This is a genomic window from Streptomyces sp. HUAS ZL42 (assembly GCF_040782645.1).
In the GTDB taxonomy this organism is placed as follows: Bacteria; Actinomycetota; Actinomycetes; order Streptomycetales; family Streptomycetaceae; genus Streptomyces.
The window spans coordinates 8927065-8941751 of sequence record NZ_CP160403.1 but is presented as its reverse complement, the minus strand read 5'-3'; the positions used below and the strand labels follow the sequence as shown (position 1 = coordinate 8941751).

The 14687-nt window shown below is 72.8% G+C and carries 17 protein-coding genes; 8 read left to right on the top strand and 9 right to left on the bottom strand.

Annotated features, from left to right (window positions below; genetic code table 11):
- Positions 1 to 33: 33 nt before the first annotated feature.
- From ABZO29_RS40850 to ABZO29_RS40835, 4 genes are all read right to left on the bottom strand, one after another.
- Complete coding sequence (locus ABZO29_RS40850) at positions 34 to 864, bottom strand: universal stress protein (RefSeq protein ID WP_367325249.1); 831 nt, start codon at positions 862 to 864, stop codon at positions 34 to 36.
- 218 nt (positions 865 to 1082) lie between these two features.
- A complete protein-coding gene (locus ABZO29_RS40845; protein WP_367325248.1) occupies positions 1083 to 1523 on the bottom strand; it encodes a pyridoxamine 5'-phosphate oxidase family protein in 441 nt (146 codons plus the stop codon).
- A 113-nt stretch (positions 1524 to 1636) separates the two neighbouring features.
- On the bottom strand, positions 1637 to 2311 hold the full coding sequence (locus ABZO29_RS40840) for a helix-turn-helix domain-containing protein (RefSeq protein ID WP_367325247.1): 675 nt from the start codon (positions 2309 to 2311) through the stop codon (positions 1637 to 1639).
- A 19-nt stretch (positions 2312 to 2330) separates the two neighbouring features.
- Positions 2331 to 3401 carry a zinc-dependent alcohol dehydrogenase family protein gene (locus ABZO29_RS40835; protein ID WP_367325246.1) on the bottom strand — a complete coding sequence of 357 codons (1071 nt, stop codon included), beginning with the start codon at positions 3399 to 3401 and terminating at the stop codon, positions 2331 to 2333.
- Positions 3402 to 3650: 249 nt separating this feature from the next.
- Here ABZO29_RS40835 and ABZO29_RS40830 point away from each other — a divergent pair, with 249 nt between their 5' ends.
- The gene (locus tag ABZO29_RS40830) at positions 3651 to 4010 is read left to right on the top strand and encodes an STAS domain-containing protein (RefSeq protein ID WP_367325245.1); all 360 of its coding nucleotides are present in this window, start codon (positions 3651 to 3653) and stop codon (positions 4008 to 4010) included.
- Positions 4011 to 4191: 181 nt separating this feature from the next.
- Entirely contained in the window at positions 4192 to 4773 is a 582-nt protein-coding gene (locus ABZO29_RS40825) for a hypothetical protein (protein ID WP_367325244.1), read from the top strand.
- A gap of 57 nt (positions 4774 to 4830) precedes the next feature.
- Here the strand turns inward: ABZO29_RS40825 and ABZO29_RS40820 are convergent, their stop codons facing one another.
- The gene (locus ABZO29_RS40820; RefSeq protein WP_367325243.1) at positions 4831 to 5286 is read right to left on the bottom strand and encodes an RpiB/LacA/LacB family sugar-phosphate isomerase; all 456 of its coding nucleotides are present in this window, start codon (positions 5284 to 5286) and stop codon (positions 4831 to 4833) included.
- A 308-nt stretch (positions 5287 to 5594) separates the two neighbouring features.
- Between ABZO29_RS40820 and dhaK the strand changes: the two genes are divergently transcribed.
- The 3 genes from dhaK to ABZO29_RS40805 are packed head-to-tail and all read left to right on the top strand — an operon-like array spanning position 5595 to position 7645.
- Complete coding sequence (gene dhaK, locus ABZO29_RS40815) at positions 5595 to 6587, top strand: dihydroxyacetone kinase subunit DhaK (RefSeq protein WP_367325242.1); 993 nt, start codon at positions 5595 to 5597, stop codon at positions 6585 to 6587.
- A gap of 46 nt (positions 6588 to 6633) precedes the next feature.
- Positions 6634 to 7233, top strand: coding sequence for a dihydroxyacetone kinase subunit DhaL (dhaL, locus tag ABZO29_RS40810; RefSeq protein ID WP_367325241.1), 600 nt, complete (start codon positions 6634 to 6636; stop codon positions 7231 to 7233).
- Positions 7226 to 7645 (top strand): PTS-dependent dihydroxyacetone kinase phosphotransferase subunit DhaM, encoded by a 420-nt coding sequence (locus ABZO29_RS40805; protein WP_367325240.1) that lies wholly within the window; start codon positions 7226 to 7228, stop codon positions 7643 to 7645. The genes dhaL and ABZO29_RS40805 overlap by 8 nt, the downstream gene beginning before the upstream one ends.
- Positions 7646 to 7670: 25 nt before the next feature.
- Here ABZO29_RS40805 and ABZO29_RS40800 read toward each other — a convergent pair whose 3' ends face one another.
- Entirely contained in the window at positions 7671 to 8309 is a 639-nt protein-coding gene (locus ABZO29_RS40800) for a TetR/AcrR family transcriptional regulator (RefSeq protein WP_367325239.1), read from the bottom strand.
- A 131-nt stretch (positions 8310 to 8440) separates the two neighbouring features.
- On the opposite strand from ABZO29_RS40800, the gene ABZO29_RS40795 reads away from it, so the two are divergent.
- Positions 8441 to 9202 (top strand): SDR family NAD(P)-dependent oxidoreductase, encoded by a 762-nt coding sequence (locus ABZO29_RS40795; RefSeq protein ID WP_367325238.1) that lies wholly within the window; start codon positions 8441 to 8443, stop codon positions 9200 to 9202.
- Positions 9203 to 9222: 20 nt separating this feature from the next.
- On the opposite strand, the gene ABZO29_RS40790 is transcribed toward ABZO29_RS40795, so the two are convergent.
- Positions 9223 to 9924, bottom strand: coding sequence for a glycoside hydrolase family 75 protein (locus ABZO29_RS40790; RefSeq protein ID WP_367326377.1), 702 nt, complete (start codon positions 9922 to 9924; stop codon positions 9223 to 9225).
- Positions 9925 to 10315: 391 nt separating this feature from the next.
- Here ABZO29_RS40790 and ABZO29_RS40785 point away from each other — a divergent pair, with 391 nt between their 5' ends.
- A complete protein-coding gene (locus ABZO29_RS40785) occupies positions 10316 to 11293 on the top strand; it encodes a fibronectin type III domain-containing protein (RefSeq protein WP_367325237.1) in 978 nt (325 codons plus the stop codon).
- Between the two features lie 168 nt (positions 11294 to 11461).
- Positions 11462 to 12001, top strand: a complete 540-nt coding sequence (locus ABZO29_RS40780; protein WP_367325236.1) for a hypothetical protein — start codon at positions 11462 to 11464, stop codon at positions 11999 to 12001.
- Positions 12002 to 12014: 13 nt separating this feature from the next.
- On the opposite strand, the gene ABZO29_RS40775 is transcribed toward ABZO29_RS40780, so the two are convergent.
- The gene (locus ABZO29_RS40775) at positions 12015 to 12566 is read right to left on the bottom strand and encodes a PadR family transcriptional regulator (RefSeq protein WP_367325235.1); all 552 of its coding nucleotides are present in this window, start codon (positions 12564 to 12566) and stop codon (positions 12015 to 12017) included.
- A 22-nt stretch (positions 12567 to 12588) separates the two neighbouring features.
- Positions 12589 to 14604, bottom strand: a complete 2016-nt coding sequence (locus ABZO29_RS40770) for an FAD-dependent oxidoreductase (RefSeq protein WP_367325234.1) — start codon at positions 14602 to 14604, stop codon at positions 12589 to 12591.
- Positions 14605 to 14687: the final 83 nt, after the last annotated feature.

The following is a 14687-nucleotide window of genomic DNA, read 5'->3' as shown; positions in this document are numbered from 1 at the left end:
CCATCCGGCCGAGCGAAGTCGGCCGGACGGCGGTCATCCGGCCGTGGGCACCAGCGCCACGGGGCAGTGGGAGCGGTGCAGGAGGGTGTGGACGACGGGGCCGAGGTGCGGACCGAGCCGGGTGCGACGGTGCACGCCGATCACCACGACGGCGGCCTCACGCGTGGCCTCCAGCAGCGCGTGTGCGGGACCGGTGCGCACCGTGCGGGCCTCGACGCCGACCTCGGGATGCTCCGCCTGCAGCCGGGCGAGGGAGAAGCGCGGCACGGCCTCCTCCGCCCGATCGTCCTGCGCCTCGCGCTCCTGGCCGGGGCTGGTGGCGGGCACCAGCGAGGGCAGCTCGGGGGTGGTGTGCCGGTGGATCCGGGAGTGCAGGACGTCCAGCCGCACACCGCGCCGCTCCGCCTCCCGGAAGGCGTAGGCGGCGGCGTCCGCGTCGGCGTCGCTCTCCAGTCCGAGCAGGACCCGGCGGCCCTCGTCGCACGGGTGGTCCCCGCGGACGACCAGCAGCGGGCTGCGTACGTGCGCCGCCAGTCGCAGGCTCACCGAGCCGGCCAGCAGGCTGCCGACGGCGCCGAATCCCCGGGTGCCCACGACGGTGAGCGCCGCGTCCTCGCTCTCCCGGGCGAGGGCCTTGACGGCGCCGCCGCGGACCGCCCGGGTGTCGACCGGCAGACCGGGGTGCCGCTCGCCGACGCGTGCGGCGGCCTCGGCCAGTACCGGTGCGGCCTCGTCGCAGTCGGGCACGGCGTACACGACGCGCAGTTCGGCGGCGCGCCGCGCGGCCTCGTCCGCGGCCCAGTCCAGCGCCCGCACGGCGACGAGCGAACCGTCCACTCCGACGACCACTTGCTGCTCGGTCATGGCCTGTCTCCCCTCTCTTGCGTGCCCGGCTCCTCCCGGGGCACGGGAGCCGGGGTGCGCCGCCGGTCGGCGCGTGCGGGTCCCGCAGCGACTCCTCGGACGATGCTGCCCGCCGCGGGCGCCACGGGCACTGGGCCGCCGGAACCCGTCGGCACGCCGTACGGCCCATTGCCGGGGGGCCGCACGGTCCCGGTGCCGACCGGGCGGGAACGGAAGGTTCAGGCCGAGAGGTCGACCCCGTACAGGGTGCGGCCGCCGACGAGTTCACGTCCCGTCACCAGTGCGGCCTCGATGCGGACGAAGACCTCGTGTGGCGAGGGCACCCAGGAGCGCGGGCCGGTGCGGACCAGCCGCCGGTGTTCGGCGGGATCGGTCACGACGGTGGCCGGGCCGGTGACGACGACGCTCCAGCCGGAGTGCGCGACGGCGTCGACGTCGTCGGCCTCGAAGGCGACCACTGCGCCGTCGACGGCACGCACCAGCTCGGAGGCCGCCGAGGTACACAGCACCACCGACCCGTCGGCGTCCAGGCGGAAGTTGACCGGCAGCACCGCGGGCAGAGCCTGCCGGGTGTGGACTATCCGGCCGACCGGCGTCTTCGCCAGGAGACGCAGGCACTCCGGTCGTTCGAGTTCGCGGAATCCGTCGTTGGAGTACATGACCTGTCCGTCCCTCGGCGGGTGCGGCGGTGTGCGGGACGAGTCCATCCTTCGCCGGGCGAGGGCGCGGGCCCAAGGGCCATGCGTCCCGACACTCCGGACGAGAGCCCCTTTCAGTTCGTGATCCGGCGTCCGGTGATGCCGTGCGGATCGATGCGCATCCACAGGTCGCGATGTCCGCCGGCCCAGGGCTCGCTGTACGCACGCTCCGTCAGCAGGCGTGCGGCGTCGGGGTCCGACACGGTCCACGCGTCTCCTCGTACGAGCACGCTCCATCCCCGGCTGAACGCGTCGTCGATGCGGTCGACCTCGAAGGCCACGCGCTTGCCGGACGCCAGAGCCATTGTCGAGCCGGGCTCGGTCCGGAACACGATCACGCCGTCGACGACGCTGTAGTTGACCGGGAGGACGACGGGACCGTCGTCGGTGGACACCGCGAGGCGTCCCACTCCGGCTGTCGCGAGCAGGGCCCGGCACTCCTGCGCGTCCAGCTCGGTGAACACGGGACGGCGGGCCGCCCGTCCCAGGCCGGACGGCAGATCGGCGTTGCCGCCGGTGAGCTCGGTGACGGTGGTGCCCAGGACGCCGGCCAGCCGGAGCAGGACACCCGTGCCGGGTGCGGCGCCGGGGTGCTCCTCCAGGTACCGGAGGTAGCTGGGGGCCACACCGGCCCGGTTGGCCGTCTCCCTCAGGGTGAGTCCGAGCTGTGTGCGCCGCAGGGCGAGACGTCGCCCGAGGTCGCCGACGGGCGACCCTTCCACCGTGTTCGGCGCGACCCGTTCGGCCATGACCGGTCACTTCCTCTCGTCAGGCCGCCCGAACGGCGACCTCCTCGTGCGACTGCCCGCCCAGCACGACCTTGAGCGCGCCGGTGTCGGCGGCCCGGGCGAAGACGTCGTATGCCTCCTCCATGCGCTCCAGCGGGAACGTGTGTGTGACCAGCGAAGAGAGCGGGAGCCGATCGGCGGCGGCCATACGCAGCAGGGTGGGTGTGGAGCGGGTGTCGACCAGGCCGGTGGTGATGGTCACGTTCTTGATCCACAGGTCTTCCAGGTGCAGAGTCGCCGGTCTGCCGTGCACTCCGACGTTGGCCACGTGACCACCGGGGCGGACCATACGGGTGCACAGCTCGAAGCTCTCCGGCACGCCGACCGCCTCGACGACCACGTCGGCGCCGAGTCCGTCCGTGAGGTCGGCGATCAGCTCCTCCGGTGCTTCGCGGGGATCCGCGACGGCGTCCGCGCCGAGTTGCCTGGCCGCCTCCAGGCGTGCCGGGGCCAGATCGACGGCGACGATCCGTTCGGGCGTGAAGAGCCGGGCCGTGGCGATCGCGGCCAGCCCGATGGGGCCGGCTCCGACGACGGCCACGGTGTCGCCGGGGCATACCTGCCCGTTGAGGACGCCCACCTCATAGGCCGTCGGAAAGATGTCCGCCAGCAGGACGGCGTCGCCGGCCTCCAGCGTGCCGGGCAGCGCGTGCACGGAGAGGTCGGCGTACGGCACGCGGACGTACTCGGCCTGTGTGCCGTCGATCAGGTGGCCGAGGATCCAGCCTCCGCCGCCCCGGCACTGGCCGTACATGGCCGCACGGCAGTAGGGGCAGCGGCCGCACGCGGTGATGCAGGAGACCAGGACCCGGTCTCCTGGCCGTACGGTGCGCACGTCGGCGCCGGTCTCCATGACCTCGCCGACCGCCTCGTGCCCGAGCACCGTGCCGGGGCGCACCTCGGGCACGTCGCCCTTGAGGATGTGCAGGTCCGTTCCGCAGATGGTGACCGCGTCGACGCGCACGATCGCGTCGGTCGGCTCCTTGATGCCCGGGTCCGGGACTTCCTCCCAGGACGACTGGCCCGGGCCGTGGAAGACGTAGCCCTTCATGAGGATCCTTCCTCCTTCGGTCCCTGACCCGGGCCGGAACCCGGCGCCACCGGACGCCGGCGCGACGCCCGCGTTGCTCAATAGATCCAGTTTGTCCTGATTCCGTTGGTCGACGCTTGGGCCGGTCGGTCCCCGAAGCCGGCCGGACGGGCCGTTCCCGGCGTGCGGGTCCGGTCGGCCCTGGAGGATCGGCGCCGCTGGGCCGAACGGCCCTTCCGTGCGCCCCGGCCCGACCAGTTGTCTGTGACCATGGCCAACACCCACACGCTGTGCGCGCAGGGCCACACGGAACGCCTCGTCGGCGGAGCCACCGTCGTGGAACTGCGCGGCGAGATCGACCTCCTCTCGGAGCCGCCCCTGTCGGCCCGCCTGGACGAGCTGACCGCCGGTCCGCACCCCGATCTGGTGCTCGACCTGCGTGCCGTGTCGTTCATCGACTGCGCCGGGCTGCGGGTGCTGTGCCGCGCACGCAACCGCACCACGGCCAGGGGAGGCCGACTGCGTCTGATCGCGGACAGCCCGAACTTCCTGCGCATCCTGCGGCACACCGGCCTCGCGGGCGTCTTCGAGATCCACGCCTGCCCGCCCGAGACGCTCGCGGCCGCCTGACGGCACCCGCCGACGACGCCCCGGTCAGGGCTGAACGGCCCATGTCCACCGCCGATTCGACCCCGATCGGTCCCCCCGGATCCGTCTGGTCGGCCCATACCACGACCGCCTCCGGACTGTCACCGTCATGGCCGTGACGACGAAGAGGAAGCAGAGGACGAGGAAGGGAAGGGGCGGACCGATGGGCGGCACCAGCAGCAGGAAGAACCGTCTGTGGCGGTGGCGGAGCAATCCGCTGCGGCGGCGCGACGACGTCATCGAGGCATGGATCGTGCTCGCGGTGTGGGCAGTCGTCGCGGTGGGAGGAACGCTCGCCGGCTTCGTGACGGCCCACGCGGCCAATGACGTGTTCGTTCGTCAGCGGGCCGAGCGCCACGCCAGCGAGGCGGTGGTCGTGGCCGACGTCCCGACCCCCACCGCGGGGGCCGGCAGGGGGACCGAACGGATGTCGGCGCAGGTCCACTGGACAGCGCCCGACGGCTCCACCCGTACGGGCCGGACCCTGGTGGACGCCGGGCAGCGGGCCGGTACCGAAGTCACGGTCTGGCTGGACGCCCGGGGCGAGCTCAGCACCCAGCCCCCGAGCACCACGGCGGCTGCCTGGGAGGCCGCCGTGCTGGGCGCGGCCGCGGCCCTCGCCGCCACCGGCGTGGTGGTCGGCGTCGGTGCCGTCGCGCGCTGGCGGCTCGACCGTCGGCGGATCGACGAGTGGGGCAGGCAGTGGGACCTGGTGGGGCCGAAGTGGGGACACAAGACGGGCTGAGCCCCCTCCGGCCGGCCGCCGCGGCGAAAGCCGTGAATCCGCGAAAGCCGTGAAAGCCTAGGAAACGTCCCTGCCGAGGTCCAGCCGCCCGACATGCTCCACGTTCTGCCGGTCCTCCGCGTCGTCACTGGCCTCGGCCGCGAACCACGCGTCGAGGATCTCCTTGAGCAGCGGCTCGGAGGTCAGCCGCAGGCTCAGCGCCAGCACGTTGGCGTCGTTCCAGCGGCGGGCGCCCTCCGCGGTGTAGGCGTCGGTGCACAGCGCCGCCCGCACCCCCGGCACCTTGTTCGCGGCGATCGACGCGCCCGTGCCGGTCCAGCAGCACACGACCGCCTGGTCGGCGGTCCCGGCCGACACCTCCCGGGCCGCCGTCTCCGAGCAGACCGCCCACTGGGCGTCGTCCCCGGGGTGCAGCGCCCCGTACGTCGTCACCTCGTGACCACGGCTGCGCAACTCCGCGACGAGGGAGCGGGCCACGGGTTCGTCCATGTCCGAGGAAACAGAGATCCGCATGGTTCGGAGAGTACTGACCGGACCACGCAGATGTCGCCCGGGAGAGGATCGCGAGGGACCCGCACGCGCCCGGGACCGCCCGCACACGTGACCATCGCCCCTCGAACGCCGATACTTCCGAGAGTGGACTGCCGTGAGGGTCACTCCGTACCGCCCCCGCGACTGACGAGAAGTCAGCGCAGCCGGCGCCGGCCCCGCCGTCCCCGGATCCCCACCGCCACGGTCCGCACCACCGAGCACACCCGTCTGCCCGCTCCGACCGGCACCACGGGTCGGAGCACCGGCTGCCCGCCCACCAGGAGGTATCCATGAAGATGCTCATCAACGTCCCGGAGACCGTGGTCGCGGACGCGCTGCGGGGCCTGGCCGCCGCCCACCCCGAGCTGACCGTGGACGTCGAGAACCGGGTGGTCGTACGGCGGGACGCCCCCGTCGCCGGCAAGGTCGCGCTCGTCTCCGGTGGCGGTTCGGGCCACGAACCGCTGCACGGCGGTTTCGTGGGCCCCGGAATGCTGTCGGCGGCCTGCCCGGGTGAGGTGTTCACCTCTCCCGTACCCGATCAGATGGTGCGCGCGGCCGCCGCCGTGGACAGCGGGGCGGGTGTGCTGTTCATCGTGAAGAACTACACCGGCGACGTCCTCAACTTCGACATGGCGGCCGAACTCGCCGAGGACGAGGGCATCCAGGTGGCGAAGGTGCTGGTCAACGATGACGTGGCGGTCACCGACAGCCTCTACACGGCGGGGCGGCGCGGCACCGGGGCGACGCTGTTCGTGGAGAAGATCGCGGGCGCCGCGGCCGAGGAGGGACAGCCACTGGAACGCGTGGAGACCATCGCCCGGCAGGTCAACGAGAACTCCCGCAGCTTCGGCATCGCGCTCAGCGCGTGCACCACGCCCGCCAAGGGCAGCCCCACCTTCGACCTGCCGCAGGGCGAGCTGGAGCTGGGCATCGGCATCCACGGCGAGCCGGGCCGGGAGCGGCGGCCCATGATGACCTCCGGCGAGATCGCGGACTTCGCGGTCAACGCGATCCTGGAGGACATGCCGCCGCGCAATCCCGTGCTGGTCCTGGTCAACGGCATGGGAGCGACTCCGCTGCTGGAGCTGTACGGCTTCAACGCCGAGGTCCAGCGCGTGCTCACCGAGCGGGGTGTCGCCGTCGCCCGCACGCTCGTCGGCAACTACGTGACGTCCCTGGACATGACCGGCGCCTCCGTCACCCTGTGCCAGATCGACGAGGAACTGCTGCGGCTCTGGGACGCGCCGGTGAGGACGCCGGGCCTGCGCTGGGGTGTGTGAGCGGCGCCGCGAGGCGATCAACCTATCTACCACGCAAGGAGATCCAGTGCTCGACGCCGACTTCTTCCGCCGTTGGATGAAGGCGACCGCCGCGTCCGTCGTCCGCGAGGCGGAACGGCTCACCGCGCTCGACTCGCCGATCGGGGACGCCGACCACGGCATCAATCTGCAGCGCGGTTTCACCGCCGTGACCGCCACACTGGAGCAGGAGGCGCCCGCGACTCCGGGTGAAGTCCTGACCCTCGCGGGCCGCCGGCTCATCTCGACCGTCGGCGGGGCGTCGGGACCGCTGTACGGCACTTTGCTGCGCAGGACCGGAAAGGCGCTGGGCGATGCCGCCGAGGTCAGTGCGGAACAGTTCGCGCAGGCGTTGCGCGAGGGCGTGGACGCGGTGATGACGCTCGGCGGTGCGACGCCCGGCGACAAGACGATGGTCGATGCCCTGGTGCCGGCCGTCGACGCGCTCGGGGACGGATTCGCCGCGGCCCGGGCCGCCGCCGAGGAGGGCGCCCTGGCGACGACGCCGCTGCAGGCCCGCAAGGGCCGGGCGAGCTATCTCGGGGAGCGCAGCATCGGGCACCAGGACCCCGGTGCGACGTCGTCGGCACTCCTGATCGCCGCTCTGGCGGAGGCCAACGGTGAGTGACGCACCGGGCGGGCAGCTCGTCGGGATCGTACTGGTGTCGCACAGTGCCCAAGTGGCCGTTTCGGTCGCCGAGTTGGCGCAGGGGCTCGCGGGCGGCGGGACCGCGGTCCCCGTCGCCGCGGCGGGCGGCACGGAGGGTGGCGGCATCGGTACGAGCGCCGAACTGATCGCCGCCGCGGCTGCCTCCGTGGACCGGGGTGCCGGAGTCGCCGTGCTCACCGACCTCGGCAGCGCGGTACTGACAGTGAAGGCGCTGCTCGCCGAGGGCGACGAACTCCCCGGCGGCACCCGCCTGGTGGACGCCCCGTTCGTGGAAGGGGCGGTGGCCGCGGTCGTCACGGCGGCCACCGGAGCCGACCTGGACGCGGTGGAGGCGGCGGCCGCGGAGGCGTACTCCTATCGGAAGGTGTGAACCCGCCCCGGCACGGCCGCCGTTCTTACGAGAGCCCTTCCACCGCCACTGCGAGGGCCGAGCGCAGGGTCGCCGCCAGCTCGGCCTCCGCCGTCGCCCGCCCGGCCTCCGTGTCGGCGGTGTGCCAGGCGTAGTACTCGACCGCTGCGCGCAGGGCGGCGTTGAACATCGCCGCCCGAATGGCCGACCGGAGGTCGTCGTCGGGCAGCCCGGCCCGCTCGGCGAGGGCGCGGGCGAACGCCGGTTCCGCCTCGTCGTATGCCTGAAGCCAGATCGCGCGCAGGCCGGGCTCGGCGCGGGTGAGCCGCACCAGTGCTCCGACCGTGGCGGGGTCGGGCCCGGCGACCGAGCGCAGGTCGCCGGCGAAGTCCCGCGCGAAGATCTGCTCGAGGGGCTGTCCGGGGCGCCACGCCCGGAGGCGGGCGGCGGTCATCTCGATCCCCGCCGTGAACAGCGGCCGTACGCAACTCTCCTTGCTCGGGAAATACCGCCACACCGTGCGCGCCGAGACCCCGACCGCCTGCCCGATCTGTTCGCCGGTTGTCGCCGCGACGCCCTGGGCGACGAACAGGTCCACCGCGGCCCGGGCGATCTCCAGCCGGATCTCGGCCTTGCGCTCCTCCGTCAGGGGCGGTCGTCCCGTACGTCCGCGGGGTGCGGCCATCACTACCTCCGGATCCGGTGATCGCTCTCCCGGAATTCTCCACCACGACTTTATGTCACTCAGAGACATTAAGTCGTACTGTGTTGGCGCACCGGGCTCGACGCCCCACATCGCACACCGAGGAGCACCACATGGCCACTGGACTGGACGGCCGCAGCGTCATCGTCACGGGAGCGGGCTCGGGCATCGGGCGCGCCACCGCGCTGGCCTTCGCCGCGGAGGGGGCGCGAGTCCTGGTGGCCGACCTCAACACCGAGGGCGCCGAGACGGCCGTCAAGGAGATGGAGCAGGCAGGCGGGACGGCCGTCGCCGTGACGGGCGACCTGAGCGAGCAGGCCGTGGTCGACCGGGCGACCGCGACGGCCGTGGAGCGCTTCGGCGGAGTGGACGTCCTGGTGAACAACGCCGGGATCATGGACCGCATGTCGGCGCTCGCGGACGTCGGCGACGCGGAGTGGGAGCGGGTCATCCGGGTCAACCTCACCGCGCCGTTCCTGCTCACCCGGGCGGTGCTGCCGCACATGCTGGCCGCCGGCCGGGGCGCGATCGTCAACACGGCCTCCGAGGCCGGTCTGCGGGGCAGCGCGGCGGGCGCGGCGTACACGGCCTCGAAGCACGGGATCGTCGGCCTGACGAAGTCCCTCGCGGTGATGTACCGGAAGCAGGGCATCCGCGCGAACGCCATCGCCCCGGGCGGCACCCACACCGCCATCGCCGTGGATGCCGAGCCGGGCGCACACGGACCGACGGCGCTCGGCCCGCACTTCGTCAACCTCGGCAAGATGGCCCGGGCGGAGGAGCAGGCGGCCGCGATAGTGTTCCTCGCCTCGGACGCGGCGAGCAACATCAACGGCGTGGTCCTGCCCGTGGACGACGGCTGGTCGGCGGTCTGACGTCCCACCCGGCGGGCGGTTCAGTTCCCCTCGACGAAGAGCCGCGCCAGCCGCTCCCCCACCTCGACGGCGGCGGCGTGGTTCTCGATCGGCGACACGTCGGAGTCCTTGAAGACGATGTAGGTCACGCCGGAGCGCGCGCCGCCGCGGCGCGGGTCGGGGCGGATGCCGAGCGCCTTGGCGGCGGCGTAGGACGCCTCGCCGATGACGTCGTGCCCTCCCGTGTCGCCGACGACCGCGTACTGCACCCGGTCGCCGCGGACGACGGCCGCGACCGAGCCGCAGCGGATTCCGTACCTGCGACGGTCCCAGATGCGGCTCGGCGCGGGCAGGACGATGTACGGCAGTTTCTCGGCGCTCAGGTAGCGGCCGTCGGACTGCTGACAGGCCGTCGAGGCCGAGAACCCGGGGTCGCTGCGGCTGTTGCAGCGCCGGCCGGGACGACCGTCGCAGTCGATGTCCATGTCGGCCTTCCAGAAGACGGCGCCACGGCTGCCGCAGACCGGAATGTTCGCGGGCTCGCCCGCGTCCCTGCGGTAGCGACGGTGGGAGACGGGGGCGCAGTCACGCACCTCGGCCAGCAGGTCGGCGGCGCTGACGGGGTCCTCGCGCCGTACCACCGGCTCCTCCGGAGTGTCCGGGGAGCCGGGAGTCGTCGCGAGCGCCGTCGGGGCCAGCAGGGCGAGGCCGGTCGCGGCCAGGGTCAGCGGCTGGACGTGCACCATAGGAGACCCTCTCGTGGGGGGCATTGACGGACACTCGGCTCAATCTGGTACCGATCCGATCATGCTGCCACCTCGAGGGGCCCGTACGGCGCAGGCACTCTGACGGCCCGACAGGGGGCGGGGGCCCGAGCCCGTTTCGGCTCCGGCCTCCCGGCCGCCCACGCCGGCGCGGGATCAGCGACGACAGCGGTCCGCGCCACCGGCACGAAGTCCCCAGCCCTCGTGGAGAGTTCGGCCGTGAGTAGCCTCAGCATACGTAACCACCGCGACTCGTCACCAACGGCGGTAGCACTCCTTGACGAATCACCGGCGCCCTCTTGATGTGGTCGCGTCAGCGGGTCATATTGGTCCGTACCATTACTCGTCGTCCGTGCCGGGAGGCGGAATCGTGCGACGCGTGCTGCTGTGCGGAGTCCTCCTGGTGGCGTCCTGCGGGTGGGCGGGGGCGGGCGGCGACGAGGGCGGACGGCTGCCGGGGGCGCCGACGGGCGTCACCGCCGCGGCGGGCAGCGCGACGAGCGTGCACGTCATGTGGAACGCGGTCTCCGCGGCCGAGGGCATCAGCGGGTACGAGGTGTATCGCGGCGCCACCAAGGTCAGGGAAGTAACCGGTTCCGAACACATGGTGGACGTCACGGGGCTCAGTCCGTCCACCACGTACCACTTCACCGTGCGGGCCCGGGACACCGACGGACGGCTCGGGCCGCGCAGTCGCGAGGCCGGGGCCACGACTCCGGCGGCCGTTGCCGCGGACCGCTCGGCTCCGACCCGCCCGGGCGACCTGGCCGGCAGCGCGGCCGGCAGCCGGGCGGTCCGGCTGTCCTGGTCCCGCTCCACGGACGACCGGGGCGTGCTGTCGTACGACGTCCACCAGGGCACGGCGAAGATCCACAGTGTGGGCGCTGGACAGACCGCGACGGTGGTCACGGGTCTGCGGCCCGGCACCCGTTACTCCTTCACCGTCCGTGCGCGGGACGCGGCCGACAACGTCTCACCGCCGAGTAACGCCCTCCGCCTCACGACCGCCGCGGGCACCGACGACGGCCGGGGCACCGCCCCGACGGACTTCCGCGCGACGAGCCACCGTGCCGACGGGGCGTACCACCTCGACCTGTCCTGGACACCGCCGCAGGCGGACGGCGTGATCACCGAGTACGGGCTCGAGCTCGACGGGCGTTTGGCCACCTCGCTCGTGTGGGGCGGGACCGCGCCGCAGCGGCGGGCGACGTACAGCTTCTACGTCGGACGCGAGGCCGGAATCGCCCACCGGGTACGGATCCGGGCCAGGCTGCCGGACGGCACCTGGGGCGGCTGGTCGGTCGAGCGGACGGTGACGACCAGCGCGGGCGACGGCTCCCGACATTGAGCAGGTCCCGGGCATCGGCCGTACGGAGGAATCCGTCACCTGCCCGGGTCGGCCCGCATGCGGGACGGGCCGGGGGCACGTTGGCTTCCCCTGAGGCAGCACGGGCGTTCCCGACCCCCGGCGGCGCAAGGGATGTACCGCCAACCGTGCAGCCGGAGGACCCTGCCCATGCGCACTACTCTTCCTCTCCTCCGCTCCGGCCTGACCGCCACGGCCGCCGTCGCTCTTCCCCTCGCCCTCGCCGCCGGGCCGGCCGCCGCCCGGGTCTCGGGCATCTCCGTGAGCACAACAGGCTCCACGGTCTCGGTCGTGACCAGTGCGTGCACCCAGATCAACGGCAGCTGGGGGACCGCCTCGCTGCTGAACAGCAGTCAGGCGAACTTCTCCCAGGGCCGCCAGGTGGCGCTGACCGGGACGACCGTGAGCCAGTCCGCCGCCTGGTCGAACGTGAGCCCCGGCACGTACACCGTGATCGTGGTGTGCTCGAACGGCAGCACCGCCGGCACCCAGTCCGTCATCGTGTCGGCCCCCTCCACCCCGACGATCTCCGCGACGGCCTCGCCCTCGCGCGGGGTCATGGGCGGTCTCGGCGGTGCCGCCAGGGACCTGGGGCCGGTCACGATGGCGGTGGGCGGTGCCCTGGTGGGCACGGGGGTCATCGCGGCGGGCTGGTTCCTGCGCCGCCGCTCCAAGCCCTACCGGCTCTGAACCACTTTCCCGCTCACGCCGTTTCGCGACCCTGCAGCTCGGCGAAGGCCTCCAGTGCCTCGTCGAGCCACCGCGTCCAGAAGGTCTCCAGCTCGATGCCGGCCCGCAGCACCAGGTGCTGCAGCCGGGCCTGAGGGGCGTCCTTGCCGGGCGGGAAGTCGCGCTGCTCGATCGCCTCGTACTCGGCCAGCTGGCGCCGGTGCAGCTCGAGATGGCGGCGCAGGTCGGCCTCGATACCCTCGGTGCCGACCACGGCCGCGGCGCGCAGCCGCAGCAGCAGCGCGTCGCGGTGCGGCTTCGGGTCCTGGGACGCGGCGGTCCAGCGGGCGAGTTCGCTGCGGCCCGCGGGCAGGACCTCGTAGTTCTTCTTCTGCCCTCGGGCCGGCTGCTCGGCGGGCAGGGCCCGGATGTACCCCTCAGCCTCCAGTTTTCCCAGCTCGCGATAGATCTGCTGGTGCGTCGCCGACCAGAAGTAGCCGATCGACTTGTCGAACCGGCGGGTCAGATCCAGCCCCGAGGACGGCTTCTCGAGCAGGGCGGTGAGGATCGCGTGCGGGAGTGACATGGAGTCATCCTAGGGACGGCCCCTAGAGGGTGGCCGCGACCTCGGTGCCCTGCTTGATGGCGCGCTTGGCGTCCAGTTCGGCGGCCACGTCGGCGCCACCGATCAGGTGCGCGCTGCGGCCCGCGGCGACCAGCTCCTCGTACAGGTCCCGGCGCGGCTCCTGCCCGGTGCACAGCACGATCGTGTCGACCTCCAGGACCGTGGACTCGTCGCCGACGGTGATGTGCAGCCCCGCGTCGTCGATGCGGTCGTAGCGCACGCCCGGGACCATGGTGACGCCCCGGTGCTTGAGTTCGGTGCGGTGGATCCAGCCGGTGGTCTTGCCGAGTCCGGCGCCGACCTTGCTGGTCTTGCGCTGCAGCAGGTGGACGGTGCGCGGCGGGGCGGGCCGCTCGGGGGCCGCGAGGCCGCCCGGCGCCCGGTAGTCCATGTCGACGCCCCAGTGCCGGAAGTACGTCGCCGGGTCCTCGCTCGCCTTGTCGCCGCCGTCGGTCAGGTACTCGGCCACGTCGAAGCCGATGCCGCCCGCGCCGAGGATCGCGACCCGGTCGCCGACGGGGGCGCCGTCGCGCAGGACGTCGAGGTAGCCGAGGACGCGGGGGTGGTCGGCACCGGGGATGTCGGGGGTGCGCGGGGTGACGCCGGTGGCGACGACGACCTCGTCGTAGTCGGCCAGGTCGCCCGCTGCGACGCGCGTGTTCAGCCGTACGTCCACGCCGTGGGCGTCGAGCTGGTGACGGAAGTAGCGCAGCGTCTCGTCGAACTCCTGCTTGCCGGGGACCTTGCGGGCCACGTTGAGCTGGCCGCCGATCTCGCTCGCGGCGTCGAAGAGTGTCACCGAGTGACCGCGTTCGGCCGCGGAGACCGCGCAAGCCAGTCCGGCCGGCCCGGCGCCGACGACCGCGACGCGCCTGCGCAGCCGGGTCGGGGAGAGAACCAGCTCGGTCTCGTGGCAGGCCCGCGGGTTGACCAGGCAGGAGGTGATCTGGCCGCTGAAGGTGTGGTCGAGGCAGGCCTGGTTGCAGCCGATACACGTGTTGATGGCGTCGGGCCTCCCGGCCGCGGCCTTGGCGACGAAGTCGGGGTCGGCGAGCATGGGGCGGGCCATCGACACCATGTCCGCACAGCCGTCGGCGACCAACTGCTCAGCCAGTTCGGGGGTGTTGATGCGGTTGGTGGTCACGAGCGGGATCGACACCTCGCCCATGAGCCGCTTGGTGACCCATGTGTACGCGCCGCGCGGCACGGAGGTGGCGATGGTGGGGATGCGGGCCTCGTGCCAGCCGATGCCGGTGTTGATGATCGTCGCCCCGGCCGCCTCGACGGCCTTGGCGAGCGTGATCACCTCCTCCAGCGACGATCCGCCGGGGACGAGATCCAGCATGGACAGCCGGTAGACGACGATGAAGTCCTCGCCGACCGCCTCGCGCACCCGCCGGACGATCTCCACCGGGAGGCGCATGCGGTTCTCGTACGAGCCGCCCCAGCGGTCGGTGCGATGGTTGGTCTGCGCGGCGATGAACTCGTTGATCAGGTAGCCCTCGGAGCCCATGATCTCCACGCCGTCGTATCCGGCCTGCCGGGCGAGGCGGGCGGCGCGGGCGTAGTCGTCGATGGTCCGCTCGACGCCGGCGTCGGTGAGCTCGCGGGGCGGGAAGGGGCTGATCGGCGCCTGGATCGGGCTGGGTGCGACCAGGTCCCGGTGGTAGGCGTACCGGCCGAAGTGGAGGATCTGCATCGCGATCCGGCCGCCCTCACGGTGCACGGCCTCGGTGATCGCCCGGTGCTGCTCGGCCTCCTCGTCCGTGGTGAGCTTGGCACCGCCCTCGTACGGCCGCCCCTCCTCGTTGGGCGCGATGCCACCGGTGACGATCAGCCCGACTCCCCCGCGCGCCCGCTCGGCGTAGAACGCGGCCATCCGCTCGAACCCGCGCTCGGCCTCTTCCAGGCCGACGTGCATGGAGCCCATCAGGACACGGTTGGGCAGCGTGGTGAAGCCCAGGTCGAGCGGGCTCAGCAGGTGCGGGTAACGGCTCATGGGACCCCTCCGTGGGCGGTGCGGTGCCTCTCTGTTGTAGAGGACCGCCCGGGGTTTGTGCAACTAGTTGCACAACCAGGCGA